The sequence below is a fragment of the Caballeronia sp. BCC1704 genome (assembly GCF_902833455.1).
Taxonomy (GTDB): domain Bacteria; phylum Pseudomonadota; class Gammaproteobacteria; order Burkholderiales; family Burkholderiaceae; genus Caballeronia.
The window spans coordinates 536,559-562,930 of the sequence record NZ_CADFFT010000005.1; the positions used below are offsets into that span (position 1 = coordinate 536,559).

General features: G+C 62.4%; 20 protein-coding genes and 1 pseudogene. 12 read left to right on the top strand and 9 right to left on the bottom strand.

Annotated elements, in window-relative coordinates:
- Positions 1-387: 387 nt before the first annotated feature.
- Positions 388-1,677, top strand: coding sequence for an MFS transporter (locus HWX53_RS25545; protein ID WP_175946077.1), 1,290 nt, complete (start codon positions 388-390; stop codon positions 1,675-1,677).
- Between the two features lie 49 nt (positions 1,678-1,726).
- Here HWX53_RS25545 and HWX53_RS25550 read toward each other — a convergent pair whose 3' ends face one another.
- A complete protein-coding gene (locus tag HWX53_RS25550) occupies positions 1,727-2,734 on the bottom strand; it encodes a LacI family DNA-binding transcriptional regulator (RefSeq protein WP_175946079.1) in 1,008 nt (335 codons plus the stop codon).
- A gap of 181 nt (positions 2,735-2,915) precedes the next feature.
- Between HWX53_RS25550 and HWX53_RS25555 the strand changes: the two genes are divergently transcribed.
- From HWX53_RS25555 to HWX53_RS25570, 4 genes are all read left to right on the top strand, one after another.
- Positions 2,916-3,746: an NAD(P)-dependent oxidoreductase gene (locus HWX53_RS25555; RefSeq protein ID WP_175946081.1), complete on the top strand. Its 831-nt coding sequence runs from the start codon at positions 2,916-2,918 to the stop codon at positions 3,744-3,746.
- Entirely contained in the window at positions 3,743-4,651 is a 909-nt protein-coding gene (locus HWX53_RS25560; RefSeq protein WP_175946083.1) for an SMP-30/gluconolactonase/LRE family protein, read from the top strand. The genes HWX53_RS25555 and HWX53_RS25560 overlap by 4 nt, the downstream gene beginning before the upstream one ends.
- A 156-nt stretch (positions 4,652-4,807) precedes the next feature.
- Entirely contained in the window at positions 4,808-6,151 is a 1,344-nt protein-coding gene (locus tag HWX53_RS25565) for an MFS transporter (protein WP_175946086.1), read from the top strand.
- 203 nt (positions 6,152-6,354) lie between these two features.
- Positions 6,355-7,332 (top strand): aldo/keto reductase, encoded by a 978-nt coding sequence (locus HWX53_RS25570; RefSeq protein WP_175946088.1) that lies wholly within the window; start codon positions 6,355-6,357, stop codon positions 7,330-7,332.
- 36 nt (positions 7,333-7,368) lie between these two features.
- Here the strand turns inward: HWX53_RS25570 and HWX53_RS25575 are convergent, their stop codons facing one another.
- The 5 genes from HWX53_RS25575 to HWX53_RS25595 form a co-directional block, all read right to left on the bottom strand.
- A complete protein-coding gene (locus tag HWX53_RS25575; RefSeq protein ID WP_175946090.1) occupies positions 7,369-8,724 on the bottom strand; it encodes a TAXI family TRAP transporter solute-binding subunit in 1,356 nt (451 codons plus the stop codon).
- 137 nt (positions 8,725-8,861) lie between these two features.
- The gene (locus tag HWX53_RS25580) at positions 8,862-9,746 is read right to left on the bottom strand and encodes a hypothetical protein (protein ID WP_175946092.1); all 885 of its coding nucleotides are present in this window, start codon (positions 9,744-9,746) and stop codon (positions 8,862-8,864) included.
- Between the two features lie 294 nt (positions 9,747-10,040).
- Entirely contained in the window at positions 10,041-10,478 is a 438-nt protein-coding gene (locus HWX53_RS25585; RefSeq protein WP_175946094.1) for a hypothetical protein, read from the bottom strand.
- Between the two features lie 165 nt (positions 10,479-10,643).
- Positions 10,644-11,567, bottom strand: a complete 924-nt coding sequence (locus HWX53_RS25590) for an AlkA N-terminal domain-containing protein (RefSeq protein WP_175946248.1) — start codon at positions 11,565-11,567, stop codon at positions 10,644-10,646.
- A 289-nt stretch (positions 11,568-11,856) separates the two neighbouring features.
- A complete protein-coding gene (locus HWX53_RS25595; protein WP_175946096.1) occupies positions 11,857-12,600 on the bottom strand; it encodes a GntR family transcriptional regulator in 744 nt (247 codons plus the stop codon).
- Positions 12,601-12,764: 164 nt separating this feature from the next.
- On the opposite strand from HWX53_RS25595, the gene HWX53_RS25600 reads away from it, so the two are divergent.
- The 7 genes and pseudogenes from HWX53_RS25600 to HWX53_RS25630 all read left to right on the top strand — a co-directional run bounded on the left by HWX53_RS25600 (position 12,765) and on the right by HWX53_RS25630 (position 22,805).
- Positions 12,765-13,985, top strand: a complete 1,221-nt coding sequence (locus HWX53_RS25600; protein WP_175946098.1) for an aminotransferase class V-fold PLP-dependent enzyme — start codon at positions 12,765-12,767, stop codon at positions 13,983-13,985.
- Positions 13,982-14,773, top strand: a complete 792-nt coding sequence (locus HWX53_RS25605; protein ID WP_175946100.1) for a 2-keto-4-pentenoate hydratase — start codon at positions 13,982-13,984, stop codon at positions 14,771-14,773. Before HWX53_RS25600 ends, HWX53_RS25605 begins: the two co-directional genes overlap by 4 nt.
- A 66-nt stretch (positions 14,774-14,839) precedes the next feature.
- Positions 14,840-17,881 carry an FAD-binding and (Fe-S)-binding domain-containing protein gene (locus HWX53_RS25610; RefSeq protein WP_175946102.1) on the top strand — a complete coding sequence of 1,014 codons (3,042 nt, stop codon included), beginning with the start codon at positions 14,840-14,842 and terminating at the stop codon, positions 17,879-17,881.
- A gap of 241 nt (positions 17,882-18,122) precedes the next feature.
- Positions 18,123-19,412: pseudogene (locus HWX53_RS25615) on the top strand (MFS transporter).
- A 71-nt stretch (positions 19,413-19,483) separates the two neighbouring features.
- Entirely contained in the window at positions 19,484-20,266 is a 783-nt protein-coding gene (locus tag HWX53_RS25620; RefSeq protein WP_175946104.1) for an enoyl-CoA hydratase-related protein, read from the top strand.
- 79 nt (positions 20,267-20,345) lie between these two features.
- Positions 20,346-21,533: a CoA transferase gene (locus HWX53_RS25625; protein WP_175946106.1), complete on the top strand. Its 1,188-nt coding sequence runs from the start codon at positions 20,346-20,348 to the stop codon at positions 21,531-21,533.
- A 123-nt stretch (positions 21,534-21,656) separates the two neighbouring features.
- A complete protein-coding gene (locus HWX53_RS25630) occupies positions 21,657-22,805 on the top strand; it encodes a DSD1 family PLP-dependent enzyme (RefSeq protein ID WP_175946108.1) in 1,149 nt (382 codons plus the stop codon).
- On the opposite strand, the gene HWX53_RS25635 is transcribed toward HWX53_RS25630, so the two are convergent.
- The 3 genes from HWX53_RS25635 to HWX53_RS25645 are packed head-to-tail and all read right to left on the bottom strand — an operon-like array spanning position 22,802 to position 26,167.
- A complete protein-coding gene (locus tag HWX53_RS25635; RefSeq protein ID WP_175946110.1) occupies positions 22,802-23,830 on the bottom strand; it encodes an FUSC family protein in 1,029 nt (342 codons plus the stop codon). The two genes, HWX53_RS25630 and HWX53_RS25635, sit on opposite strands and share 4 nt — an antisense overlap.
- A gap of 59 nt (positions 23,831-23,889) precedes the next feature.
- The gene (locus tag HWX53_RS25640; protein WP_175946112.1) at positions 23,890-24,528 is read right to left on the bottom strand and encodes a LysE family transporter; all 639 of its coding nucleotides are present in this window, start codon (positions 24,526-24,528) and stop codon (positions 23,890-23,892) included.
- 58 nt (positions 24,529-24,586) lie between these two features.
- A complete protein-coding gene (locus HWX53_RS25645) occupies positions 24,587-26,167 on the bottom strand; it encodes a diguanylate cyclase (protein ID WP_175946114.1) in 1,581 nt (526 codons plus the stop codon).
- Positions 26,168-26,372 lie beyond the last annotated feature (205 nt).

The following is a 26,372-nucleotide window of genomic DNA, read 5'->3' on the forward strand; positions in this document are numbered from 1 at the left end:
TGTCCGGTATCTATCGGCAAAAAGTGGACGCTGCTTTAACCGGTTGGGTCTTCTTTAGGTCGCCACGCCGTGCTCAGAACCGCCGACCAAGGCTCTTGCGTCGGCATTTTGCATGCAGCGTTCGGCATGCAAAACGCCAGCGTGACGCTTCGTCGGAAAAACGATTAACAGTCAGTTTCCGCAACGGCGCCAACGTCTGGCTTCTCGTGTTACTGGTTAGGGTAAGTCCCGGGGTAGGCGTCGCCGGTCCAATCGCTATATCCTTCGAAAAAACGTTTTCCAAACAAGCGCAGCGCGGCGGTCCTCGCCGACGCATGCAAACGGCGCCCGTCGCCTTCACGAACAGACACGCGGCACGACGAGCGCCGCCGCGTACCGGAGACATTCATGCAAACAGCCGTCGTCGGCGTCGCACGCACTGCCAGCAGGTATCGGTGGATCGTGTGTGCGCTGCTCTTCTTCGCGACCGTCATCAACTACATGGACCGGCAGATCCTGGGTCTGCTCGCGCCTCTGCTTCAGCATGACATCGGCTGGACGCAGATTCAGTACGGGCGCATCGTCATCGCGTTCTCGGCGTTCTACGCGGTCGGGCTGTTGTGCTTCGGACGCATCGTCGACTGGCTGGGCACGCGTCTGTCGTACGCACTGGCGATGTTCGTCTGGAGCCTGGCCGCGATGCTGCATGCGGCGGTCGGTTCGGTGATGGGATTCGCGATGGTTCGCGCGCTGCTCGGCATCGGCGAGGGCGGCAACTTCCCGGCCGCGATCAAGACGACGGCCGAATGGTTTCCGCGCCACGAGCGCGCGCTCGCCACTGGCATTTTTAATTCAGGCGCGAATATCGGCGCGGTGTTCGCGCCCGCCATCATTCCGGCGCTCGCGGTGGCGATGGGCTGGCGCGCGGCATTCGTGATCGTCGGCGCGATTGGCCTCGTTTGGCTCGTGGTCTGGTTCTTCATGTATCGCCAGCCGGACAGCCGCACGCACGAAGACGATCTCTCGCACGAGAAAGACGAAGCAGAAGCCGCCGACGCCGGCCATGCGAAGGCGGGCGCGCCCGGCTTCAGGGTGCTGATCCGCAAGCGCGAAACGTGGGCGTTCCTCATCGGCAAGTTCCTGACCGACCCGGTGTGGTGGTTCTACCTGTTCTGGCTGCCGAAGTGGCTGAACGAATCGCGCGGCATGGACATGCAGCACATCGGCCTGCCGCTCGTCGTGATCTATGCGATCACCACGGTGGGCAGTATCGGCGGCGGCTGGATTTCATCGGCGCTGCTGCGCGCGGGCTGGAGTGTGAATGCAGCACGCAAAACGGCGATGTTGATCTGTGCATGCTGTGTGCTGCCGATTGCATTCGTTTCGCAGGTGCACGATCTATGGCTCGCGGTGGCGATCGTCGGACTCGCGGCGGCGGCGCATCAGGGATGGTCGGCGAATCTCTTCACGACGGCTTCCGACTTGTTCCCGCGTCGCGCGGTGGGTGCCGTGGTCGGTATCGGCGGAATGGCAGGGTCGATCGGCGGCGTGCTGTTCTCGGAAGTCATCGGCCAGGTTCTGCAGCGTACCGGTCAGTACTGGGCGCTCTTTGCGATCGGCGCGCTGGCTTACCTCGTCGCGTTCGCCGTCATGCATGTGCTGACGCCGAAGATGGCGCCCGCGAAACTCGACGCCTGAGCGCATCGTGCGACGCATCGTGAACGACATCGCCACGATGCGTCGCGCCTCACTCGGTCGTCATCGCCGCGGCCGGAGCCGTCGATTCGCGCACGATCAAGCGCGGCTCGAACATGGAGTTGCCGGGGTCCGGATGGCCGGCGAGCGCGTCGATCAGCTTTTGCATCGCGAGTTCGCCCATCTTCTCGCTCTGGATATCGACGGTGGTGAGTCCGGGCGCGGCGTATGCGCCGTACGGCACGTTGTCGATGCCCGTGACCGAGACGTCCTGAGGCACGCGAATGCCGAGCGTCGCGGCTTCCTTCATGAAGCCGAGCGCGATCAGGTCGTTGTAGCAGATCACCGCCTGGGGGCGCTTCGGGCCGAGCATGACGCGCGAGCAGGCGTGTTCGCCGGCAAGCGAGGTCGGAGCGTGCGCATCGTGGACATCGAGTTCGAGTCCTGCCTCTTGAAGACATTCGCGCACGCCGCGAATCCGTTCATCGTTGATACGCGCCTGGCCGAAGCCAAGGTATGCAATATGCCGATGCCCGAGATTGAGCAAATGCCGCGCGAGCATGTGCGAGGCGAGGCGGTTGTCGATGCCGACGCTCGGAATGGGCAGGGCCTCCGCATTGCGCAGGAGCACGACCGGCTTGTCGAGATCGAGCATCCAGCGCGCGTCATCGTCGGAAAGGCGCGAACTGACGATCAGGCCGTCCACGCGCTGCGACAACGCCTCGATGAGCGGACGCTCGCGCGCCTGGCTCTCGTCGATATCGACGAGCAGCAGCGTGTAATCGTGTCTCAGCGCAATGCGATTCGCGCCTTTGACGACGTTCGTGAAATGCGGATTGCTGATGTCGAGGATGGTGAGACCGATGGTGCGCGTGCGGCCGGTGATCATCGAGCGCGCGAGCGGGTTGGACCGGTAGCCGAGCGAGTCGATGGCGGCTTTGAGCCGCGCTTCCACGGGCGCGGAAAAGCGCTGCGCGCCGTTCATGTATTTGGATACCGTCGCGACCGACACGCCCGCAGCGGCGGCAACATCGCGAATGGTCGGAGAGGTCTTTTTCATGTCGGGTAACGTTTTCTTGCGTTTTCCAAGTTTCCGAATTGTCGCAGAAAATCGGGACGTAGAATGGTGTTTTGGATACCGCATTCAAGCCGCCGGCTGAGCGCGGACGGGCGATTGCCCAGCGCGACAGAGCCGAAAAACGTTTTACCGCATTGCATCCAATCTTAGTAGAGGACTTTCGATGAACAACACCAACGCAACGGGGAAACCCTTCCGGCGCCTGCTGCTGACCGGGGCGGCCGGCAATCTCGGCCGTCAGATGCGGGGCGCGCTTGCACAGTGGGCCGACGTCGTACGCGCATCCGATATCGCCCCGCTCGACGATGCCGCAGCGCATGAAGAAGTCAGCTCGGTCGATCTCGCGGACCGCGACGCGGTCATGCGCCTCGTGGAAGGCGTGGATGCGATCGTGCATCTCGGCGGCATATCGGTCGAAGCGCCTTTCGACGATCTAATCGAAGCGAACATCCGCGGCACGTACAACATCTATGAAGCCGCGCGCCGTCATGGCGTGAAGCGCGTCGTATTCGCGAGCTCGAATCACGCAATCGGCTTTCATCCGGTGACCGAAGTGCTCGACGCCGACGCGCCGCAGCGCCCCGACAGCCTCTATGGCGTGACGAAGTGCTTCGGCGAGTCGCTGTCGCGTTATTACTTCGACCGCTTCGGCATAGAGACGGTGTGCCTGCGCATCGGCTCTTCGTTCGAGGAACCCAAGAATCCGCGCATGCTGGTCACGTACCTCAGTTACCGGGATTTCATCGAACTGGTGCGTTGCTCGCTGTTCACCAATCGCGTCGGACACACGATCGTGTACGGCGCATCCAACAATCCGCTGAAGTGGTGGGACAACACGAAGGCGGCGTTCCTCGGATTCAATCCGCAAGACAGCTCGGCCGAGTTCAACGACCGCTTCCCGGTCACCGCGCCGACGGCCGAGCGTGACGATCCCGCGCAGCAGTTTCAGGGCGGCGCGTTCGTTCTCGGCGAGCCGATGGAGCGCCGCCAATGAGCGCTGCGCCGCGCGTCGAGCGGCTGGAGGCGGCCGGGCGCGCGACGGTCGGGGAGTGTCCGGTCTGGCATGCAAAAGACAGCGCGTTGTATTTTGTAGACATCCCGAACCGACGCATCGCGCGGCTGCACGTCGAAAGCGGGCGGCGCGCCGACTGGACGCTTCCCGAGCAGATCGCGTGTTTTGCATTCAATGCCGCGGGCGCGATCGTCGCCGGCATGGAAAGCGGCCTCCACGCGGTGGCGCTGGAACATGCAGGCGAAGCTCGGGTTACGCGCCTTGCCGCGCCCCGTTTCGCCGCACCCGGCATGCGTTTCAACGATGGGCGCTGCGACCGGCAAGGGCGTTTCTGGGCGGGCACGATGGTGCAGGACATGTCGCTCGCCAGCCCGGCGGGTGCGCTCTATCGCTATGGCGCGGACGGCGTGTTGTCCGAGCCGGTCGTCGATGGGCTCGTCACGCAGAACGGCCTCGCGTTCTCGCCGGACGGCGCCACGATGTACTTGTCCGACTCCCACCCGACGCGGCGCCTGATCTGGGCCTTCGATTACGACGTCGCCACCGGCACGCCGCACAATCGTCGCGTGTTCGCCGATCTGCATCATCACGCGGGGCGTCCCGACGGCGCCGCTGTCGACGCGGACGGCTGTTACTGGACGTGCGCCAACGATGCCTGCCGCCTGCTGCGCTTCACGCCAGAGGGCAAGCTGGACCGCTCCATCGCCTTGCCCGCGGCCAAGCCGGCGATGTGTGCGTTCGGCGGCGGCGACCTCTCGACGCTCTACGTCACGTCGATTCGTCCGGCCGTCAACGCGACCGACGACGATGGTTGCGTCTTCGCTTTGCGCCCCGGTGTGCAAGGATTACCGGAACCGGAGTACGCCGGTATGTTACCGGTCGCATAAATGCCTTAAAAAGGCGGCAGTCGACCCCCGCGAAGCGTGTGATCGCCTCTTCAGCACAGGCTAAACACCAGTTCTGTACTTCCTCTGTAAAGAGTAGGCTGGCAAGTCGTAACCTAAATCAACGACCTGCCGCTTGCCCATTCGGAGGAGATATTGATGGACCTTGAAACTCGCACCATGAAGCACGTGATGGTACGGCTCGTTCCGTTCCTGATCGTGTGTTACTTCGTTGCCTATCTGGATCGCGTCAACGTCGGCTTTGCTGCATTGCAGATGAACAAGGCGCTCGGCTTCTCAGCGAGCGCATTCGGGTTCGGCGCGGGCATCTTCTTCATCGCGTATTTCTTTTTCGAAGTCCCGTCCAATCTCTTGCTCGAACGCTTCGGCGCGCGGCGGTGGATCGCCCGCATCATGTTCACATGGGGCATTCTGGCGGCGGCGATGGCGTATATCCCGCACATCGCGCAAGCGACCGGCTTGTCCAATGCGTACGTGTTCTATGGCTTGCGTATCCTGCTGGGCGTCGCCGAGGCCGGCTTCTTCCCCGGCATCATCTTCTTGCTCACGCTGTGGTTCCCGGCGAAATATCGCGGACGCGTGGTGGGATACTTCATGGCTGCGATCCCGCTCTCCACGGTCATTGGCGGGCCGATCTCCGGCGCGCTTCTGCAACTGGACGGACTTCATGGCATGGCGGGCTGGCAGTGGCTCTATCTGATCGAGGCGTTGCCCGCGCTGCTGCTCGCGTTCGTCGTGTACTTCTATTTGACGGACAAGCCTGCGGATGCGCACTGGCTTGCCGACGACGAGCGTCAGTGGCTCGTGGACCGGCAGGCGCACGAGCGCGCGCATCGCGAGGCAGTGCATTCGTTCAGCGTCAAAGAGGCGCTCTTCAACCGTCGCGTGCTGGCCATTGCGTTGATCTATTTCGGCGCCAATGCAACCAACTATGGTTTGAGCTTTTTCCTGCCGCAAATCGTCAAGGCATTCGGCTTGAGCAACGTACAGACCGGCTTCGTAACATCGCTGCCGTATGCAGTCGGCGTCATCAGCATGGTGCTGTGGGGACGTCATTCGGACCGCAAGCTCGAACGACGCTGGCACGTCGCGATCGCGCTTCTGGTCGCCGCAGGAGGCATTGCAGCGTCGGCCGGACTCGATAATCCGGTGCTCAAGATGATTGCGCTGTCGATTGCGGGCTTCGGCATTTTCGGCTGTCTGCCGGTAATCTGGACCTTGCCTGCTGCGTTTCTTTCCGGCGCGGCGGCTGCGGGCGGCATCGCGGCTATCAATTCACTCGGCAATCTGGCGGGCTTCTTCGGTCCGTATGTGATGGGCTGGATCAAGGACAGCACGGGCGGCTTCGGCGCGGGCCTGCTCTGTCTGTCGGGGGCGGGGCTGATCGGCGTGGCGGCGGTGTTGCTGCTGCATCACGATACGGCGCTCGAAACCATATCGGGCCCGCAGGATATGGAAGAAGGGGAGCCGGTGAGATCCTGATTCGATCCCGTTTCTAATTCGCGTAGCTTTGAGTGCCCGCCACCGCGCGGGCACTTTTCTTTGTGCGAATGACCGACTCCTTTGTGTGGACGACAAGGTCGCGGCAAGCAGCGCATTGCAACCTGCGCTAATGTCATTGTCTTGGCCTCACACGCGATGACGCCATCTTTCTAAACTCATTCGACCGCAAGGAGAATATCCCGATGGACTACGTGAAACTCGGTACAACTGGTCTGGAAGTGTCGCGCCTGTGCCTTGGCTGCATGACGTTCGGTATTCCCGAACGCGGCACGCATCCCTGGACGCTCGATGAAGAGAAGAGCCGTCCCATCATTCAGCAAGCGCTCGATGCAGGCATTAATTTCTTCGACACTGCCAATACGTATTCCGACGGGACGTCGGAAGAAATCGTCGGACGCGCGTTGCGCGAAATGACCACGCGCGATGACATCGTGATTGCGACCAAGGTATTCAATCGCATGCGGCCGGGTCCCAATGGCGCAGGGCTGTCGCGCAAGGCGATCATGAACGAGATCGACAATAGCCTGCGACGGCTCGGGACCGATTACGTGGATCTCTATCAGATCCATCGCTGGGACTATACGACGCCCATCGAGGAGACGCTCGAAGCATTGCATGACGTCGTGAAGGCCGGTAAAGCGCGCTATATCGGCGCATCGTCGATGTATGCGTGGCAGTTCAGCAAAGCACTCTATACGTCGCGCGCAAATGGCTGGACTGAGTTCAAGACGATGCAGAATCACTTGAACCTTCTCTATCGCGAAGAAGAACGCGAGATGTTGCCGCTATGCGCGGATCAGGGCATCGGCGTACTGCCGTGGAGTCCGCTTGCACGAGGACGTCTCACGCGCGATTGGGATGCGACTTCCGAGCGTCAGCAAACAGATACGTTCGGCAGCACGCTTTATCAGACGCATGATGGCGATCGCGCGGTAGTCGAGGCAGTGGCGGCCGTGGCGAAGGCACGCAACGTTCCGCGCGCTCAGGTCGCGCTGGCCTGGGTGGCGCAACGAGCGCCGGTGACCGCGCCTATCATCGGCGCTTCGAAGCCTCATCATGTGAGCGATGCAGTCGCAGCGTTGTCGCTAAATTTGACGCCCGAAGAGATCGCGCAACTGGAAGCACCTTATGTGCCGCACGCGGTGGCGGGCTTCAAGTGATGCGTTGATCGCGGCTCATGCGATGCGCGGCCAGCGTCAGACGGTCTGCTGGTCTCGTCTGCCCGCAGTACTCAATCGCGAGCGCACGAAGCCGATGTGCTCGCGAAGCACATAAAGCGCATCCGTATAGGCGAGCGGCAATTTCAGCGTATCGAGTGAAGCCTCGATGTCGTCCAGTTCGACAAGTAGCGCGCGCCGTTCGTCATCGCTCGAAAGATGCATCGCGCCGCGCTCCAATGAGATGAGCGCGCCGTAATAGCGATAGATGCGCGATCGCACGCGCCACCGATACAACGCCGGCACGAGTCGAAGCGCGGGAAAAATCAGCACGGCCACGGGCAGCAGCAACACCAGCGCGCGATCGGCCACGTTCGCCAGCCAGAACGGCAGCGCGCGATACAGGAAGCTCTTGCCGGAGCGGTAATAGCGGCTCGCGTCTTCACTGATCGGGAACTCGTGCGCGACCGGGCTCGGGAATTGACCCGCGCGCTGCAACAGTCCCGCCTTGCCGTGCACTTCCTGCGCCGCTTCGATCAACAAGTCTGACAACGCCGGATGCAGGCTCGTGCGTGCCACCAGTTCGACGGTCGGGCTGATGAGATGCACGGCTTGCGGCGGAACGCGCCGGCCGAGATCGAGGACGCCGGGCGGCAACTCGATCTGGTCGAGATAGGGAAAGAGGCGCGTATAGGCGTCCGCTTCATTGAAGTCCATCACCGAGATGCCGGGCACCTTCAAGAGGCGCAGCATCAACGTGCGCGTCGCCGAATCGCCGCTCAGGAACACTGCGTCGGCCTCTTTGCTGACGAGCTGCGTGGCAGCCTGAAGCCCATCGGTCGATAGCAGTTCGGTGCTGCCCCCGGGAGTAATGCCATTCGCTTCGAGCAGCTTCAGCGACAGCGTGCGCGTGCCGCTGCCTTCGCGTCCGATGGCAACGCGCTTGCCTTCCAGCTGCGAGAGCAGCGTGAGGCCCTTGCCGCGATAGAACACGACCAAGGGCACGTAAGCCACGCTGCCAAGCGACATTAGCGACGACGCTTGCTCCGGTGTGGCGATGCCGCCTTGCACCAGTCCGAGATCGACATGAGCCTTCGCATCCAGCAGGCGTTCGACGTTCTGCACCGAGCCGTCGGACGGCAGCACTTTCAGCGCGACGCCGTTACGCGCCAGCAGCTTTGCATACTCCCCGGCGATCTGATACAGCGAGCTATCGGTCGGCCCCGCCGTGATGGTGATGGATCGCGGTGGCGCGGGATCGACGAGCCACACGACTAGCGCAATGGCGAGAGCCGATGCGAGGACAAGCGGCCCGACTGACCACGTGAGGTCGTGCACGACTCGCCTCGCATGATCGCGCGCGAAGTGCGAGCGTGGCATGCGAGGCCGCGTCATTGCCGGACCGCCTTCGCATTTTGAATACCGCGGAAGCCTTCACGCATGTCGAGTCCGTTCGAAAGCTGCGTTGACTCGCAGTGTACCGCCAGGCGTGCATCCGACGGCACTGCCTTGTTCGCAATTGCATCTTGCATTCAGGCCCAGTGAGCCGGAATCCACACGGTTCCGACCCAGTGACCCGGAACCCAGACAGCGGGACGCGGCGCGGGTGCGGCATACACCGCGACCGGCTGCGGCGGCGAGGGCGCGGCCACAACGACTGTGGTGGGCGAAGGCGGCGGAGCGACGACGACCGTCGAAGAGGGCGGCGGCACCGCGACGACCGTGGTGCCGCCGGTGACGGTGCCGCCTGACACGACCGTGGCGCTGTGCGTGCCCGTGGTGGCGGTGACCGTGCTCGATGTAACGACGACGCCCTGCGCGACGCTCGTCGCGCTGCCCGCATGCGTGATCGTGCCGCCGTTCGATGTGTCGATCGTGCCCGAGCGGTTGCACGTATAGCCGGCGCAAGTCGTCGATGCGCTGTGCGTGGATGTGTTCCCGTTCGGTCCCGTTACGGAGCCCGAGGACGAGTACTGGCCCGGTGCGCTACGCATCACGGTATCCGCGGTCGTTGCGGTTTTGCCGTTCGGGCCGGTCAAGTTGCCGGTATGCGAGCACGAACCGCCCGCGCATGTCGTGTCGCCTGCGTGTTGCATGGACCGTCCATAGGGGCCGTAGGCCGTGCCCGAATTGGAGAACTGGCCCGGGGCCGTGCGCGTCACCGTGCCGGAATTCGTCGCGACGCTGCCCCACGGGTTCATGACACCGCCTGCGTGCGAACAGCTTCCGCCGCCGCACGCGCCCACGTGCGCGCCGCTATACGCGCCGCGGCCGGTATATGCCGTGCCGCCGCGCGCCCAGCCCGCGAAAGCTGAACCGCTCGATAGTGCGAGCGCTGTCGTCGCGATGGCGATCAGCAGCCGGCGCAAGCCCGCCTTCGAGGAGAATGAGCCAGCGAGATTCAATTTGTCGTTCACGGTAGTTCTCCTCGATAAGCGAGCCACTTGGCGTTGCGTGTGGCGACGCGGTGACTATAGGAGAACGACGGGGCGATGTCCCGCGCGAACTTGTTTCATGCGATGTCGTGGGCGTCGATGCGAACTCTGACTTCGCTACGAATTCCCCTCCATTTATTGACTTTGCGGTGTCGTCCGTTGCTTCAATGCGGAACCTCGCGGCAGCGCATGGCGTGCATGGATGTCGATGCCATCTTGGATGCGCGGGCAACTCGCTAGCCCCCGCAGTGCTCTGCTTACGAACCACAGGTTCCGTCAATTTTTGCCGTACGACGGCGGCTGCGGATTGTGGGCCGGATTCGAATCGAGTTTGCTAATGTCGATGATGGCGTCGCTGAAGTTCGACTTGAGCTGCATGAGATCGGCCTCGAGCGCATCGGCTATCGCTTTGTCGTATAGCTCGCCGCCACCCACATACAGCGTGAAGGCTTCGAGATACTTCGCTTTCTTGGCGGGATTCTCGATCGTTTCGCGCGTCCATCGATAGAGCGGATAGTGCTGCGTGCCTTCGCGTTCCGCTTCGGCCACGTAATCGGCGAAGGCGTCGAACTGGCATTTCAGTACCGCGTCGTGCTTGCTCATCAGCGCATTCAGCGGTGACAGCGCCGCATGTCCAGGCTCTTTGCGCACCAATTGCGCGTAGTACGGACTGAGGCGAATGCGCACCTGGTACTGCCACGTCTCGTCGTTCATGGTGTTCTCCCGTTGTGCGTCACGCAGACTATACGCCTGCATGGCATTCGTGAACTGAGTGCCGGAGGCTGCTGCCGCTCTATAGGTCGACAATGCCGCAGAACCATGAACTGCATTCGGTATGCAAACGTCGGGCATGCGGCATACAGTCGACCGCATGCAAACCTATCCGCCTCGCGCGCGGCCGGCTTCCATGGCAACGCCGTTCCACAGATGCATCGCGGCGTAGGCACGCCAGGGGCGCCAGCGATCGGTGTACGCTCGTTGTTGGACCGATGTGGTCAGCGACGGCTCGTGACGCGCAATTGCCTGCATGAGCACGAGGTCGGCATCGGGCCACGCGTCGGGATCGCGTAGCGCCCGCATCGCCACATAACCGACGGTCCACGGTCCGATGCCGGGCATGGCGAGCAGCTCACGTTTCAGGTGCTCGCGATCGATCCCCGGCGTATCGATCGGTAGTGCGCCCGTGGCCACGGCTTGCGCAAACCGCTGCACGGTCTCGACCCGTTTGCCCGGCATGCCGATCTGGCCGAGATCGGCAGCGGCGAGTTCCGCCGGCGTCGGGAACCGCCAGGCCGTGCCTTCATGCACATGACCGTCGATGCGCCGCCCGGCACGTTGAACGATGCGCGCCATGATCGTCGATGCGCCCTTCACGCTTACCTGCTGGCCGACGATGGTCCGCACGACGAGCTCGAACCCGGACCAGGCGCCCGGAACACGCAAGCCGGGCGCGGCCTCGACGAGCGGCGCGAGCAGCGGATCGCGCGCCAGCCAGCGACCGATCGCGCGCGGATCAGCGCCGACGTCGAACATGCGCGACAGCGGCTCCGCGAGTTCGTTGGCGTGGTGACAAACATCGCCCTGCACCGTAACCACCAGACGATGCTTACGCTCGTGCGGCCTCACCTCGACGATTCCGTCCTCGCCGCGCCATGCGATCGCGCGACGATACACGCCGCCCTCGACCGTCTCGACGCCCGCCGACGCTCGTCCGCCGATGAAGGCGCACAAGCGGGTCCAGTCGAAGGGACGGGTGAAAGGCAGTTCGATGACGGTGGCAGCGACACTTCGGGTCGATTGCATGCTGAATGCCGAATCAAGAATGCCGGGTCTGGAGCCTGCGCCAGCTGTCGAGCTGACAAGGTCCTCCGGCACGACGGGACCGAAACGAGCGGCGTTGTGGACATCCCACTGATGACGATGAGCGGCAGGCAGAAGGCATAAAGCGCCGTCACCCAGCACGATGCGTCGACGAGAAACCCGCTTGTACTTGGACTGAGCGAAGGTCAATCACGCAGTCGGCCGGAAAACTTTCCTTCTCGCCGATCTCGCCCTGCACTTGAAGCAAAACGGCGACCACAACTTGCATTCATTATGCGTCTTTGGCGCGGCGCTTTGCCGGCACAGTAGGCTTGACCGTCGTGAGGGTGCGCTCCGCGAGCACCGCATCGCGCTTGCCCAACAGATGGCGACGCAGAATCGCGGCCATACGCGGGCCGTCGCGCGTTTCCAGTGCCGCAATCATCTCCTCGTGCTCGCGAATGGCGCTGTCCCACTTCGGCGTCTGGAAGTTCGAGCGAAACCGCAGCGCCTGCAAACGACGATTGATCGACACGTAGGTTTGCCGCAGCGCCGTGTTGCGCGCGGCCTCATTGATCTTGTCGTGAATGGCACGGTTGCGGGTGTAATAACCGGACAGATCGTTCTGCGCGCGACATTGCACCATCTCTTCATGCAAAGCCTTGATGTCCGCAATCTCGGCAGGCGTGATGCGTTCGCAAGCCAGTTCACCAGAAAACGCTTCGAGCCCGCTCATCAGTTCGAACATCTCCCGAATCTCGAGGTCGCTCATCTGCGCAACGGAGGCGCCTCTGTTAGGCGCTATCTCGATCAGCCCTTCAGCCGCCAGTACCTTGAGTGCTTCACGCAGCGGTGTCCGCGAGATGCCGAGTTTCTCGCAGAGCGTGCGCTCGTTGAGCTTGACTCCCGGCGCGAGCAAGCCCTCGACGATGAAGCCGCGCAGGTTGTCCACCACGGCGTCGTGAAGCCGTAGCCGTTCGAGCTTCGGCAACAGAGCGGACGGCAAGCGCGACTCCGGTATGTCCAGGTTTTGCATTCAATACCTCGAAATTCGTTTCGGTAATTCTAGCTCACAGAATGGCTGAAAAAACGCTAACGGGTTATCCCTAGGCCATTCGGCCTAATAAATCCTTTGCCGGCGGGAGTCACTGCGTTAGAGTATTTTGCATGCAAAATTCAATTTTTTGAGGACGCGCACTGATGCTGACGCTCGACTTTCATCCCGCTGGCCGTCACTTTTTGCAGATTCCAGGGCCGAGTCCGGTGCCCGATCGCATTCTGCGTGCAATGAGCTACCCGACGATCGACCATCGCGGTCCGGAGTTCGGCGCACTCGGCCTGAAAGTGCTGGACGGCATCAAGCGGATTTTCAAAACGACGCAACCGGTCGTGATCTATCCGGCGTCGGGAACGGGCGCGTGGGAAGCGGCGCTCTCCAATACGCTGAGTCCGGGCGATGCCGTCCTCATGTACGAGACGGGCCACTTCGCGAGCCTATGGAAGAAGATGGCCGAGAAACTCGGCCTGAAGCCCGAGTTTTTGGGGTTGCCGGGCATCGAAGGCTGGCGTCGCGGCGTGCAGCCCGACATGATCGAGAAGCGTCTGCGCGAAGACACGCAGCATGCGATCAAGGCCGTCTGCGTCGTTCATAACGAGACGTCGACCGGCGTGACCTCCGACATCGCCGCAGTGCGCCGCGCAATGGATGCCGCGGGCCATCCCGCGCTGCTCCTCGTCGATACCATCTCGGGCCTTGCATCCGCCGATTACCGCCACGACGAATGGGGCGTCGACGTCACCGTGTCGGGCTCGCAGAAAGGCTTGATGCTTCCGCCGGGCATCAGCTTCAACGCGGTCTCGCAAAAGGCGCTCGAGGCATCGAACGAGGCCAAGCTGCCGCGCGCGTTCTGGGACTGGAAAGAGATCATCGAAATGAACAAGCAGGGCTATTGGCCCTACACGCCGAACACGAACCTGCTGTACGGCCTCCTCGAAGCGCTGGACATGATTCTCGGGGAAGGGCTCGACAATGTGTTCGCGCGGCATCAGCGGCTAGCGGCGGCGTGCCGTTCCGCGGTCACGGCGTGGGGACTCGAGATTCAATGTGCCGATCCCGCCGTCTACTCGCCGGTGCTCACGGGCGTGATGATGCCGGAAGGCGTCGATGCCGACTCTGTCCGCAAGCTTATCTACGAGCACTTCGACATGTCGCTGGGCACGGGCCTCGGCAAGCTGAGGGGTCGCATGTTCCGCATCGGGCACCTGGGCGACTGCAACGACCTCACGCTGATGGCCGCGCTAACGGGCTGCGAAATGGGACTGAATCTCGCGGGCGTACCACTGAAAGACAGCGGCGTGGCCGCAGCGATGAGCCATCTGACGAGCCATATCGCGAAGCCCGAATTGAAGGTGGCCGCGTGAGCGCCCGGTTCGACGCTGCGGCTGCCGCTCGCCTCTTGGTGCAAGCAAAGGCGCATCGCGCGAAGCTCGACACCTTGCCCGAAGGCGCGCGACCAACGAGCGCCGACGAAGCCTACGCTGTGCAAGAGGCGACATTGTGCGCGGTCGGCGCAGGCGTCGCGGATGCCGGTCACGCAGGTGTCATCGGCGGCTGGAAGGTGGGTGCCAAATCGACCAACGGTCCCATTCAGGCTGCGCTTCTGCCGGCGGACGGCGTGCATCGCTCGGGCGCGCGCCTTTCGATGCAGGCCTTCGGCAAGGCCGCGCTGGAACTCGAAGTGGCGTTCACGTTCAACCGGCGCTTTGAAGCGGGTAGCGGTCCGTACGACGACGCGCAAGTGCTGGCCGCTATAGATTGCATTCATTCGGCCATCGAAGTCGTCGCAAGCCGCTTCGCCGGATGGCCGGATGTCGACAAACTCTGGCAACTCGCGGATCTGCAGAATCACGGCGCGTTGGTGCTCGGCGAAGGCGTGCCGTATGCCGAGTCGTTCCCCTTCGTATCGCCGACGATGGCCTTTACGTACGACGGCCGGCCGCTCTTCGACGCAACGCCCGCGAATCCCGCCGGCGACCCGCGGCGGCTGCTGGCATGGACCATCAACCACGCGGTGTCCCGCGGCCTCGCCGTGGAGAAGGGCGTAGCGATCACAGCCGGTTCTTACACCGGCATGGCGTTTCCGGACGGACCAGGCGCAGCCATCGGCGCAATCGACGGCCTTCCTCCGGTTCAGCTGCATTTCGAATGAAGCATTAGGAATTACGCATTACGCATTACGCATTCGAAAGTCCACGGCCCTTCAGCGATAGCGACGATGCTCAACTCAACCACCGACCGTCTAGTCAAGCCGATACATCTGGTGCCCGCCTCGGCGCGAGCGCGGGTCGCCTCGGCGCCTACGCCGCTGCAGGCGCGCTTGCAGCGCGAGTTGAAGGGGGATGTGCTGTTCGATCGCGCCTCGCGCGGGCGCTATGCGACCGATGCATCCATCTACCAGATCATGCCGGTCGGCGTCGTGGTGCCGAGAGATCAGGACGATCTGCGCGTCGCCCTCGACATCGCGCGTGCACAGGGCGCGAGCCTCCTCGCACGCGGCGCGGGAACGAGCCAATGCGGACAGACCGTCGGCGACGCGCTCGTCATCGACACGACGAAGTGGCTCAACAATATCGTTCGCTTCGACAAAGACGCTCGCACGGTGACTGTCGAGCCGGGCGTCGTACTCGATCATTTGAATGCCTGGCTCAGGCCGCATGGCTTGTGGTTTCCGGTCGACGTATCGACGAGCGCGCAATGCACGATAGGCGGCATGGCCGGGAATAACTCATGCGGCTCGCGCTCGATGGAATACGGCATCATGGTGCACAACGTCGAGTCGATCGACGCGATCCTCGCTGATGGGCATGAAGCGCGTTTTGGCAAGCTATCCGCGATGCAATTCGATGCACGCATGCGCGACCTCATCGACGGAGTGCGCAGCATCGCTACGCGCGAGCACGATGAACTGCGCGAGCGCGTCCCGAAGGTACTGAGGCGCGTCGCGGGCTACAACCTCGATCTTTTTGATTGCCAGAGCCCGCTGCCTTTCAGCGACGGTGAGCCGAACCTTGCCAACCTGCTGGTCGGCTCTGAGGGCACTGTTGCATTCAGCCGGCAATTGACGCTCAAGCTCTCGCCAATTCCTGCGCATAAGACGCTCGGCGTCGTCAACTTCCCGAGCTTCTACGACGCGATGGACATGACACAGCACATCGTGAAGCTCGGGCCGGTTGCGGTCGAACTCGTCGATCGAACGATGATCGACCTCGCGATGTCCAATCCGTCGTTTCGTCCGGTCATCGAGAAGGCGCTGGTCGGCAATCCCGAAGCGGTGTTGCTCGTGGAATTCGCGGGCGCCGATCGCGACATGCAGTTGATGAAGCTCGCGCAGCTGGTCGAGTTGATGGGCGACCTGGGCTTGCCTGGATCGGTTGTGCAGATGCCTGACGCCGGCCCTCAAAAGGCGCTATGGGAGGTACGCAAGGCAGGGCTCAACATCATGATGAGCATGAAGGGCGATGGCAAGCCTGTGTCCTTCATCGAGGATTGCGCCGTTCCACTCGAGCATCTCGCGCACTACACGAGCCGTCTGACTGAGGTCTTCAGAAAGCACGGCACGGAGGGCACATGGTATGCACATGCAAGCGTCGGTACGTTGCATGTACGGCCCATTCTCGATATGCGGCGCGACGGCGCGCTGAAGATGCGCGCGATCGCCGAAGAGGCCGCGGCGATGGTGCGGGAATACAAGGGCGCTTATTCGGGCGAACATGGCGATGGTCTGTGCCGTGGCGAATGGGTCGCGTGGCAATACGGGCCCCGCATCAATGAAGCGTTTCGCGACATCAAGCGGCTCTTCGATCCGGATAACCGCATGAGTCCGGACCGTATCGTCGCGCCGCCGAAGATGGACGATGCCACGCTGTTCCGATTTGCGCCGGCGTATCGCGAGCGGGAGACCACGACGCAACTCGACTGGTCCGCATGGAACGTGACGCGCGATCCATCGACAGGCATCGAAGGCGTTGCAGGTTCCGGTGGCGATCGTACCGGCGGCCTCGCGAAAGCCGTCGAGATGTGCAATAACAACGGCCATTGCCGCAAGTTCGACGCGGGGACGATGTGCCCGAGTTACCGCATCACGAAGGACGAGCAGCATGTCACGCGAGGCCGCGCCAATACGCTGCGTCTTGCGCTCTCCGGTCAACTCGGCGAGGACGGAGAAGGGCTTGCGAGTCAGGAAGTCAAAGACGCGCTCGACCTCTGCGTTTCCTGCAAGGGATGCAAACGCGACTGTCCGACGGGCGTCGATATGGCGCGCATGAAGATCGAAGCGCGCGCGGCATGGACGGCGCGTCACGGTCTGCGCCTGCGCGAGCGACTCATTGCTTACCTTCCTCGCTATGCGCCTTTTGTGAGCCGCATGCCGTGGCTCGGCAACGCTCTCGAGAGAAACATGCCGAGCGCTGCCCGCTGGCTGAAGTTTAGGCTCGGGCTCGCGCCGCAACGCGCGTTTCCTCGAATAAAGAAGCCATTTCTCAATGCGGCGGCGAGCGAACGGGTCGTACCCGCGACCAAGGAAGTGCTGCTCTTCGTCGATACGTTCAACAACTACATGGAGCCGGAGAATGCTCGCGCCGCGCAGCGCGTGCTGCAAGCGGCGGGCTATACAGTGCATCTGAACACGAAAGCAGGCGAGCGACCGCTTTGCTGTGGGCGGACTTTTCTGGCGGCGGGGCTCGTCGAAGAGGCGAAAGCCGAAGCGCGCCGCGCGCTCGATACGCTGCTGCCGTACGTAGAACGCGGCGTGGCCATAGTCGGACTGGAGCCATCTTGCCTGTTGTCCTTGCGCGACGAGTTTCTCGGTTACGGATACGGCGATGGAGCTAATAAGGTATCCGAAGCGTCGTTCTTGTTCGAGGAATTCCTCGTTCAGGAACGTGCCGCCGGACGCTTTGAGCTTGCGTTGAAGCCGCTCGACAAGCGCAAGGCGCTGCTGCACGGTCATTGTCATCAGAAGGCATTCGACGCTGTGCGCCCGGTCGAAACGGTGCTTGCATGGATTCCGGAGCTGGACGTCACTACCATCGAGTCATCATGCTGCGGCATGGCCGGTAGCTTCGGCTACGAGGCGGAACACTACGAAGCATCGCAAGCCATGGGGGAGTTGTCGCTCTTGCCGGCGGTGCGTAAGGCACGCGACGCGCAAGACGGCATCATCGTGGCGGACGGTACCAGTTGCAGACATCAGATCAGCGATGGCGCACAGACTGAAGCGTGGCATGTGGCGCGCGTGCTCGAGCGTGCCCTCGCATGAAGAGAAGCAGAGTGTAGAGAGTAGCGATTCATTCATCGACACATAACAGCGGACACTTCATCGATCCGCGAATCGGAGACGAAGCCATGACACCATCGTACACACCGCACAGTCGCCGTTCACGCCCACGAGCGTCGTAGACACGCACCAGTCTTCCGTTCCAAGCAACAAGACGCTGTTCCGTAAGTCGTGACAGGCGCCGTCGCGCGCCGGCTCACGCACGCGACCACTCAAGGAGACGATGATGTTCCGTCGAGCCACCACGCGCGTTCTATTGCTGCTATGCGCGATGTATTTCATCACCTATATCGACCGTGTGAACGTCAGTACCGCTGCCAGTCAGTTTGGCGCGGAACTCGGTCTTTCGCATACACAGATCGGCTTCGTATTTTCCGCTTTCGCGTATCCGTATCTGGTGTTCCAGATCATCGGTGGATGGGTGGGCGACCGCTTCGGACCACGTCGAACGCTCACGCTATGCGCCATCATCTGGGCGGGCGCGACCGTGCTGACGGGCATGGCTGGCGGCTTCGTGTCGCTGATCGTCGCTCGCGTCCTCCTCGGCCTCGGCGAGGGCGCCACCTTTCCGACCGCAACGCGCGCGATGTCCAACTGGATGCCCGCCGATCAGCGCGGTTTTGCACAAGGTATTACGCATGCAGCATCCCGCATCGGAAATGCAGTCGCGCCACCGCTGATCGTATGGCTGATGCTCGCGACGAGCTGGCGCGGTGCGTTCATCATTACCGGGATCATTAGCTTTCTGTGGGCGCTCGCATGGGTGTTCTACTTCCGCGACAACCCGCGCGATCATCCTCGGATCACCGACAGCGAATGCCAGACGCTTGCCACGTACTCAGGCGTGAAAGAACGGAAGGCCGTGCCGTGGCGCACCTTGCTCGGTCGCATGGCGCCCGTGACCGCCGTTTATTTCTGCTATGGCTGGGTGCTCTGGCTGTTCCTTGGGTGGATCCCGCAGTACTTCCTGCACAACTATCACATGCAGCTCGGCAAGTCGGCGCTGTTCGCGTCGGGCGTGTTCTTCGCGGGCGTGTTGGGTGATTGGCTCGGCGGCTCTCTGACGGATCGCATCCTGCGCAAGAGCGGGAACGTGAGACTCGCGCGCAACATGATGGTCGGCGTATGCATGCTGCTGACGCTGTTGTCCCTTGCGCCGATCATGCTCGTATCCGATCTTTCCATCACGCTCGTGGCGCTGTGCCTGTCGGCCGGGTTCTTCTTCAACGAGATGACGATCGGCCCGATGTGGTCGGTTCCGATGGACATCGCGCCGAAGCATTCGGGCACGGCCGCTGGCATTATGAATTCAGGGTCGGCGCTGGCGGCTATCGTCAGCCCGGTCGTCGGCGGATGGCTGATCGACCGCACCGGCAACTAGAACCTCCCGTTCACCGTTTCGATGATCCTGATGGCAGCCGGCATCATTCTCTCGTTCGCGATGCGCCCGGACCGCACGCTGGAAGTAGAAGATGAAAACAACGAGACAGCGCATGCGAGGAAATTCGTGTGACTTGCCGGGTGGGCCGTTGCGACCGTGGATCGACGGCTCAAAGTGCATGCAACATTCAATCAGGAGGCAAAGTGGCGGAAGCATCCATCGTGACGACGCGCGACGGCGATATCGCGACGGTCACCATCGACCGGCCCGAGAAGCTCAACGCAATGACCAAGCACTTGTGGCAATCGCTGGGCGAAACCATCGAGGCGCTGTCCGGAGACGATGCGCTGCGTTGCATTGTCTTGCGCGGCGCGGGCGAGAAAGCATTTTCGCCGGGCAACGACATTGCCGAGTTCCGCACCGACCGGTCCAACGTGGAGCAAGCGAGGGTCTACGGCGCAATCATGCATCGAACGCTCGCGGCGCTGAGGAACTGCCGTACTCCGCTGATTGCGATGATTCACGGGATATGTGTCGGAGGCGGTCTCGAGATCGCGGCAATGTGCGATCTGCGAATCTGCGGCGAGTCGAGCCGATTTGGCGCGCCAATCAAGAACCTGGGGCTGGTGATGGCCCACGCGGAAATGGAGGGGCTTGTTCAACTGGCGGGTCCAGCGGTCGCGCTGGAGATCTTGCTCGAAGGACGAATTTTCGGCGCCAGCGAGGCTCTCGCGAAAGGACTGGTCACGCGCATCGTCCCGGATGGCGACGTGACATCGCATACCTATGAAACGGCACGCCGCATCGCTGATGGTGCGCCGCTCGTCGCGCGCTGGCATAAACAATTCATCCGTCGCGTGATGGATCCGACGCCGCTTAGCGACGACGACCGTGACGAAGGATTCGCCTGCTTCGGCACCGATGATTTCCGCATAGGATACGAGGCGTTTCTGAGCAAGACCAAACCTGAATTTAAGGGGCGTTGAGATGGCATACGAAATACCAAACGACGCATCTTTGCGGGCGGCGGAATCGGCAGGGAAGAGGAAGGGGCCGCTAGCGGGCATGCGCGTGATCGAACTCGCGCACATCATGTCAGGCCCGATCTGCGGAATGATGCTCGCCGACATGGGCGCGGAAGTCATCAAGGTGGAAAAGGTCCCGAACGGCGACGATTGCCGGCGGTTTGCGCCGATTCTCGCGAGCGGCGAATCGGCATCGTTCATGATCGTGAACCGGAACAAGCGAGGCATCGCGCTCAACCTCAAGACCGAAGGCGGCAAAGAGGTGCTCAAGACGATGCTCGCGACTGCCGACGTCGTCACTGAAAATTATCGGCGCGGCACGATGGAAAAGCTCGGCATGGGATATGAAGCGCTACGCGCTGTCAACCCGGGTCTCATCTACTGCGCGATCTCGGGCTATGGGCGCAGTGGCCCCATGGCGGATAAGGGCGGATTCGATCTTATCGCGCAAGGTATGAGTGGCTTGATGAGCATGACCGGCGAGCCGGGGCAGGCGCCAATCAAGGCGGGGTCTCCCGTCACGGACATCAACGCGGGCATTCTTGCCGCGCTCGGCATCAGCGCGGCGTACGCCCGAAAACAGGTCACCGGCTTGGGGCAGATGGTCGACACGTCGCTCTTCGAAGCGGGGTTGCAGCAGATGTACTGGGCGTTTGCCAACTACTTCGCGGACGGGACCGTGCTGCCGAAGGCAGGCTCCGCCAACCCGACGAGCGCGCCATATCAGGCTTTTCGAACACGGGATGGATGGGTGAACATCGGGGCGGCCAACCAGAGCAACTACGAGCGATTAGTCGGAGTACTGAACATCAGCGGGTTGGCTCAAGACGAGCGTTTCCAGACCAATGCCGGACGGCTCAAGCATCGGGAAGCGCTCGTCGAAATTCTGACTGCACGCCTCGTCGAGCGGACCACGGATGAGTGGCTGGCCGCGTTCGACGAAATCGGCTTGCCGAGCGGACCGGTGCTTAGCGTTCCGGAGGCGTCGTCACATGAGCAAGCTTTAGCGCGGGGCATGATTGTCGAGACGGAGCATCCGCTTGCGGGCCGTATGCGAGGCATCGGCTTGCCGATTCACTTCTCCGAATCTTCTACTCAGTCGTCGCGTCCCGCACCGCTTCTGGGCCAGCACACGTCCGAGCTCCTGCATGAGTATGGTTTCGACGATGAGCGTATTCAGGCGCTGAAAGACGAAGGAGCGATTTTGGAGACGGAAGTCTCAGCGTAAGCTTCTCGCAGCATCGCGCTTTTGCACGTTGCACTTTGTATGCGGCATACTGCGTGCCGCATGCTCGCGAGCGGCGTGTCACGCGATAAGATGACTCTCCGCCACCTCACTTCACCCGAGCAGATGACGCTTCTTCCACCGCCCGCAGCCCGCGTCGGCGACACGCTCGCCAGAGTCGCGACGCCTTCTCTCGTGCTCGATCTCGACGCATTCGACGAGAATCTCGCCACGATGAGCTCATTGGCCGCACGTCACGGCGTCGCCTTGCGGCCGCACGCAAAGGCGCACAAGTCCAGCGCCATCGCGCGACGTCAGACAGACGCCGGTGCGGTCGGCGTCTGCTGCCAGAAGTTGTCGGAGGCGTACCCGTTCGCGTCGGCGGGCATCGCGAGCATCCATATCAGTAACGAATTCGTCGGCGCGGACAAGGTGGCGATGGCCGTCGAACTTGCATCGAACGTGCGGCTGTCGGTCTGCGTCGATGCGTTGGCGCAAGTCGCAGCGCTCGGAGACGCGGCGGCACGCGCGGGCGTCCACATCGACGTGTTGGTCGAAGTCGATGCGGGCCAGCATCGTTGCGGCGTAACGAGCGACGATGCGCTACTTTCGCTTGCCGAAGCGATCGCCGCACAGCCGGCGCTCCGCTTCTCGGGTATCCAGGCGTACCACGGTGGCGCCCAGCACATTGTCGACTGGCAGGCCCGCAAGACCGCAGCGAGTCGGGCGGCTGAACGCGCGGCGCATTTTGCATGCACGTTGGAGTCACGTGGCATTCAATGTACCGTCATCACCGGTGGGGGTACGGGCACCGTCGAGTTCGATGCCGCCAGTGGCGTCTATACCGAACTGCAGCCCGGGTCCTACCTGTTCATGGACGGCGACTACGGTGGGCTGGCATGGAGCGACGCACTGCGCTGGCGGCAAAGTCTCTCTGTACTGTCGACGATCATGAGTGCCGCGCGGCCCGGAATCGCCGTCTGCGATGTCGGACTGAAAGGACTGGCGGTGGACTCGGGATTGCCGCGCAGCGTGCAACCGCTCGATGCATCGGACGAGCAAGTCTTCAACTATATTGCCGCAAATGACGAGCATGGCATGCTGGACGCACCGTATGCGCGAAACGACGACCCTCACGCGCTACTCGCCACGCGCATCCTGTTGCCGCCGGGCCATTGCGATCCGACCGTGAATCTCTACGATGAATACGTGTGCCATCGCAACGGACGAGTCGTCGATATCTGGCCCATCGATGCTCGGGGACTGTCGCGCTAACGCGTCCTTGGTGGGTCGCTAGGATAGATGGCCGTGGTTAGCGCGTCGAGGTCCGTCACGATGAGGCCGACGACGAAATAGGCGACGTCCCACTCCTCGCCATTCGCCCGTTCGGCCTCGAGCGCCTCCTTTAACTGTCGCATGCACTCGCGCACGCGTTCCAGCTTTGACGCGTCCTGCTTCGTGTCCGTGAGAGCGTCCGCCAGTGCTGCGAACGGCGCCTGCAGCGCGCGGCCGATGTCCCGATAACGCATTTTGTATTCATCCGGCCGCCCGTTCGACAGTGCCTTTCCAAGAAAGATGGCGTCGCTATGTAGGCGACGCAGAAACGGCGCAGCCTTGTCGATCGCATCCGAGCGATGACTACGCAAGGGCACGATGATGTGCTCGCGCTCGGCTTCCTGAAGCGCATCGTCCAGGGCCTGCTGTGCCTGCACGCTGAGCGTTTCGAGACGTGCGGCCCCGTCTTCGTCCGGCTTGCCGGAGAGTTGCATCGCCATGAGTTGACGGAGAATTTCCAACGTATCGGCGACGCGTCGATGAGCAATGCGAATCGCACGGTTGGGCCATATCGCCGCAACGATGAACGCCGCCGTCACGCCAATAAGAATCTCCAGTACGCGATGCAACGGCCGCTGAAAGGGCGGTCCAGAGCCCGCCGGTATCAAGACGACAATTACGAGCGTTACGCAGGCGAGCCGCATGGCGGGACGCTTTGCGGTCAGGGCGGCAAGCGGTACCAAGGCGATCGCGAAGACAGCGAGCGGCGCAGCGCCCCGTTGCATCGCCATGACGCCGAGCACGCCCGCCACGCCGCCGATGCAGGCCCCGATGACCTGATCGCGTGCGGTGCCGAGCGCTTGCGTGAGGCTCGGTTGCGTGACCACGACTAGCGTCGTGATTAGCGCCCAATAGCCTTCTGGGAGCGCGGCCAGGCGCGCGCCCGCATAGCTGATTAAGCACGCAACGAGCGTGCGCACAAGACGGCGCGCTTCCGGGATGCCGAAGGACAACCAGGTGGGCATTGTGGTGTTCCGAATTCGTTATTGTTGTGTCGGAATTCTGAATGCAAGTGAGTTGAAGTTCAGAGGCCGTCCTTGCCTGCAGCAACGATCAGCCGTAGTCCGAGCGTCGCGACCATCGTTGCAGCGATGCGGTCGATCCATACTTTCGCTCGTAGATAAACATCGCGCGGCCGACGGCTTGAGAAGCAGACCGCGACGACGGTGTACCAGCCGAACTCGATGCAGAACACGAGCGACGGCAGCACGAAATAACACCAGAGCGGCGGATGCTGTGGCAGCAGCGCCGCGAAGATGCTGCCGTACCAGATGGCGGTCTTCGGGTTACTGAGTTGCGTACTCACGCCGAGCCAGAACGAGCGGCGCGCGCTGCCGGTTTCGCGCGCGCCGTCGGTCTGCATGGATAGCGGCTGCGAGGCGCCGCGCCATATGCGCAGCGCGATGTACAGGAGATAGAGTCCACCCGCTATCTTCAACGCAACATACAGCCATGCGACGGCGAACAACACCGTATATAGACCGGCGAGCGCGATTCCGGCGAACGTGATGCCGCCGAGGCCCATGCCGAACGCCGTGGCGAGGCCGTCGGCCCGCGAGAGGCCGATCGCGTTGCGCGCGACCATGACGAAGCTCGGTCCAGGAATCATCGCGCCGAGAAGAATTGCCAGCAGGACCGCGGATATGGCCGCCGACGTTGTCATTGGGTGGCTCCTTCGTATGCAAAATGCCAGTGTGCTCCGTAGGCCCGGCTTGTCGTGCCTACGCGTTGCCGCTCGCCATGCTGTTTTCGTGAACTGCACGATTGCGGCCGGCGTCTTTCGCACGATAAAGCGCCGCATCGGCGCTATTCAGTAACTTGAGTGCGTCGTCGCCTTGCCGTGGATGAGCCGTCGCACACCCGATGCTGATCGTGAGTACGCCCCTCAACGACCTGCTGTTCGGAATAGCCAGCGCCTCTACATTGGCGCGCAGGCGCTCGGCGAAAACGACGGCCGCAGGCGCGGAGGTTCCGGGAAGCACGATCACGAATTCCTCGCCGCCGTAACGCGCAACGATGTCGCCGGGCCGCTGGGCTGCATTCTGCATGCAATCAGCAACGGCCACGAGTGCATCGTCGCCCATCACGTGACCGTACGTGTCGTTATAGAACTTGAAGTGATCGACATCGACGAAGAGGGCCGAGATGGGATAGTCGGCACGGCGTGCACGACGCCACTCTTCGCCGAGACGTCGATCGAGCGCGCGACGGTTGCTCAAGCCCGTCAGCGAATCCGTGCCGGCGAGGCGCTGCAACTTCTCGTGTGCGATGGCGCGCGACCGCAGTGAGATTGCGAGCAGCCACGAAATGGCGATGAAACCGCCGCCGAACATCAGCGTCAGACCGCCGATGACCGTGCTGCGTTCGCGCCAGCCCGCAAGCACGTCGTCTTCCGCGGGTGCGACGGCGGCAATCAAGTTCGTACCCGGCACGCGCACAAAGGTGTACAAGCGGCGCACGCCATCGAGTGGAGAAGTGGAGATGTAGGACCCGGAGCTTTCATCCTTCATGGAGGCGAACGTCGGCGATGCCGATACGTTGTTCGCTCCCTCGCGAGGCAACGGTGGCTTCCGCGCGAGCATGAGGCCGTCGCGTTGCACAATAAATACTGATCCTGAGCGTCCGACGTTCACGCGCGACAGCAGCGAATCGAAATAGCTGACATTCATCGCAATCACCGCGACGCCCGCGAAAGAGCCATCGGGCGCATTGATGCGCCGGCTCAACGCGAGCGAACGCTGGCCACTGCGCAGACGGGAGCGGTACGGCCCGGAGATGTATAGGCCGACATCCGGCCGCTCGACGTGAACCTTGAAGTAATCGCGATCGCTAAAGAGCAGATCGGCATGCCCGGACGGATCGCGTTCGTCGACGATGCGCCCTTGCGCATCCATCACGAATGCGCCGCCGATGTAGCTCACGGCCGTCGCACCGTCGAAAAGGACCAGCCGACGCAATTCTGGAGACAGGCCGGGCACGATTGGATTTTGCATGCCACTCACGATCGAACGCAATGACAGGTCGCTCGATTCGATATTGCGTGCAATGTCGGCGCTCAGCGTGGCGACGACATTCGACGATGCTTCGTGCGCGTTCTGCAAGGCCTGTGCTCGACCTTGCCATAGCGCGGCGAACGACAGCACGGCCATGGAAAGCGCCACTGCCGTGCCTAACGCACCCGCGAGAAGCGGAAAGCGCGAAAAGGCGTCGGCTATGCGCATCCACGCATGGGTGTTGCGGCGAAACAGCCGTCGCCGGACGGCTCGGCCGCTCTGGCGTACGGCCTTGAATCTACGGGCCATTCATCTCTCCGTGACGCGAGCGTGTTCCCGATCGATCCGCGACGCGCTTTGCTGGCGGTTCGGGATGTTCGGGCGCAGCGCTCGTACGTATGCCGGTCATCAGCGACGTGGGCGCTCGCATTCCTCGATTGTAGATGCGTGCTGCTGCGTGTCGACCTCATTAGGGTCTTTTGCATGCACTTCGCTAGGTGGATTAGCCGGCAAC

Excerpts from the sequence above, each read along its gene's own strand:
- HWX53_RS25545 (WP_175946077.1), top strand. The coding sequence starts at position 388 with ATGCAAACAGCCGTCGTCGGCGTCGCACGCACTGCCAGCAGGTATCGG.
- HWX53_RS25570 (WP_175946088.1), top strand. The coding sequence starts at position 6,355 with ATGGACTACGTGAAACTCGGTACAACTGGTCTGGAAGTGTCGCGCCTG.
- HWX53_RS25585 (WP_175946094.1), bottom strand. The coding sequence starts at position 10,478 with ATGAACGACGAGACGTGGCAGTACCAGGTGCGCATTCGCCTCAGTCCG.
- HWX53_RS25630 (WP_175946108.1), top strand. The coding sequence starts at position 21,657 with ATGACGCTTCTTCCACCGCCCGCAGCCCGCGTCGGCGACACGCTCGCC.
- HWX53_RS25550 (WP_175946079.1), bottom strand. The coding sequence starts at position 2,734 with ATGAAAAAGACCTCTCCGACCATTCGCGATGTTGCCGCCGCTGCGGGC.
- HWX53_RS25595 (WP_175946096.1), bottom strand. The coding sequence starts at position 12,600 with ATGCAAAACCTGGACATACCGGAGTCGCGCTTGCCGTCCGCTCTGTTG.
- HWX53_RS25640 (WP_175946112.1), bottom strand. The coding sequence starts at position 24,528 with ATGACAACGTCGGCGGCCATATCCGCGGTCCTGCTGGCAATTCTTCTC.
- HWX53_RS25590 (WP_175946248.1), bottom strand. The coding sequence starts at position 11,567 with ATGCAATCGACCCGAAGTGTCGCTGCCACCGTCATCGAACTGCCTTTC.
- HWX53_RS25600 (WP_175946098.1), top strand. The coding sequence starts at position 12,765 with ATGCTGACGCTCGACTTTCATCCCGCTGGCCGTCACTTTTTGCAGATT.
- HWX53_RS25635 (WP_175946110.1), bottom strand. The coding sequence starts at position 23,830 with ATGCCCACCTGGTTGTCCTTCGGCATCCCGGAAGCGCGCCGTCTTGTG.
- HWX53_RS25645 (WP_175946114.1), bottom strand. The coding sequence starts at position 26,167 with ATGGCCCGTAGATTCAAGGCCGTACGCCAGAGCGGCCGAGCCGTCCGG.
- HWX53_RS25565 (WP_175946086.1), top strand. The coding sequence starts at position 4,808 with ATGGACCTTGAAACTCGCACCATGAAGCACGTGATGGTACGGCTCGTT.
- HWX53_RS25625 (WP_175946106.1), top strand. The coding sequence starts at position 20,346 with ATGCGCGTGATCGAACTCGCGCACATCATGTCAGGCCCGATCTGCGGA.
- HWX53_RS25555 (WP_175946081.1), top strand. The coding sequence starts at position 2,916 with ATGAACAACACCAACGCAACGGGGAAACCCTTCCGGCGCCTGCTGCTG.
- HWX53_RS25575 (WP_175946090.1), bottom strand. The coding sequence starts at position 8,724 with ATGACGCGGCCTCGCATGCCACGCTCGCACTTCGCGCGCGATCATGCG.
- HWX53_RS25610 (WP_175946102.1), top strand. The coding sequence starts at position 14,840 with ATGCTCAACTCAACCACCGACCGTCTAGTCAAGCCGATACATCTGGTG.
- HWX53_RS25560 (WP_175946083.1), top strand. The coding sequence starts at position 3,743 with ATGAGCGCTGCGCCGCGCGTCGAGCGGCTGGAGGCGGCCGGGCGCGCG.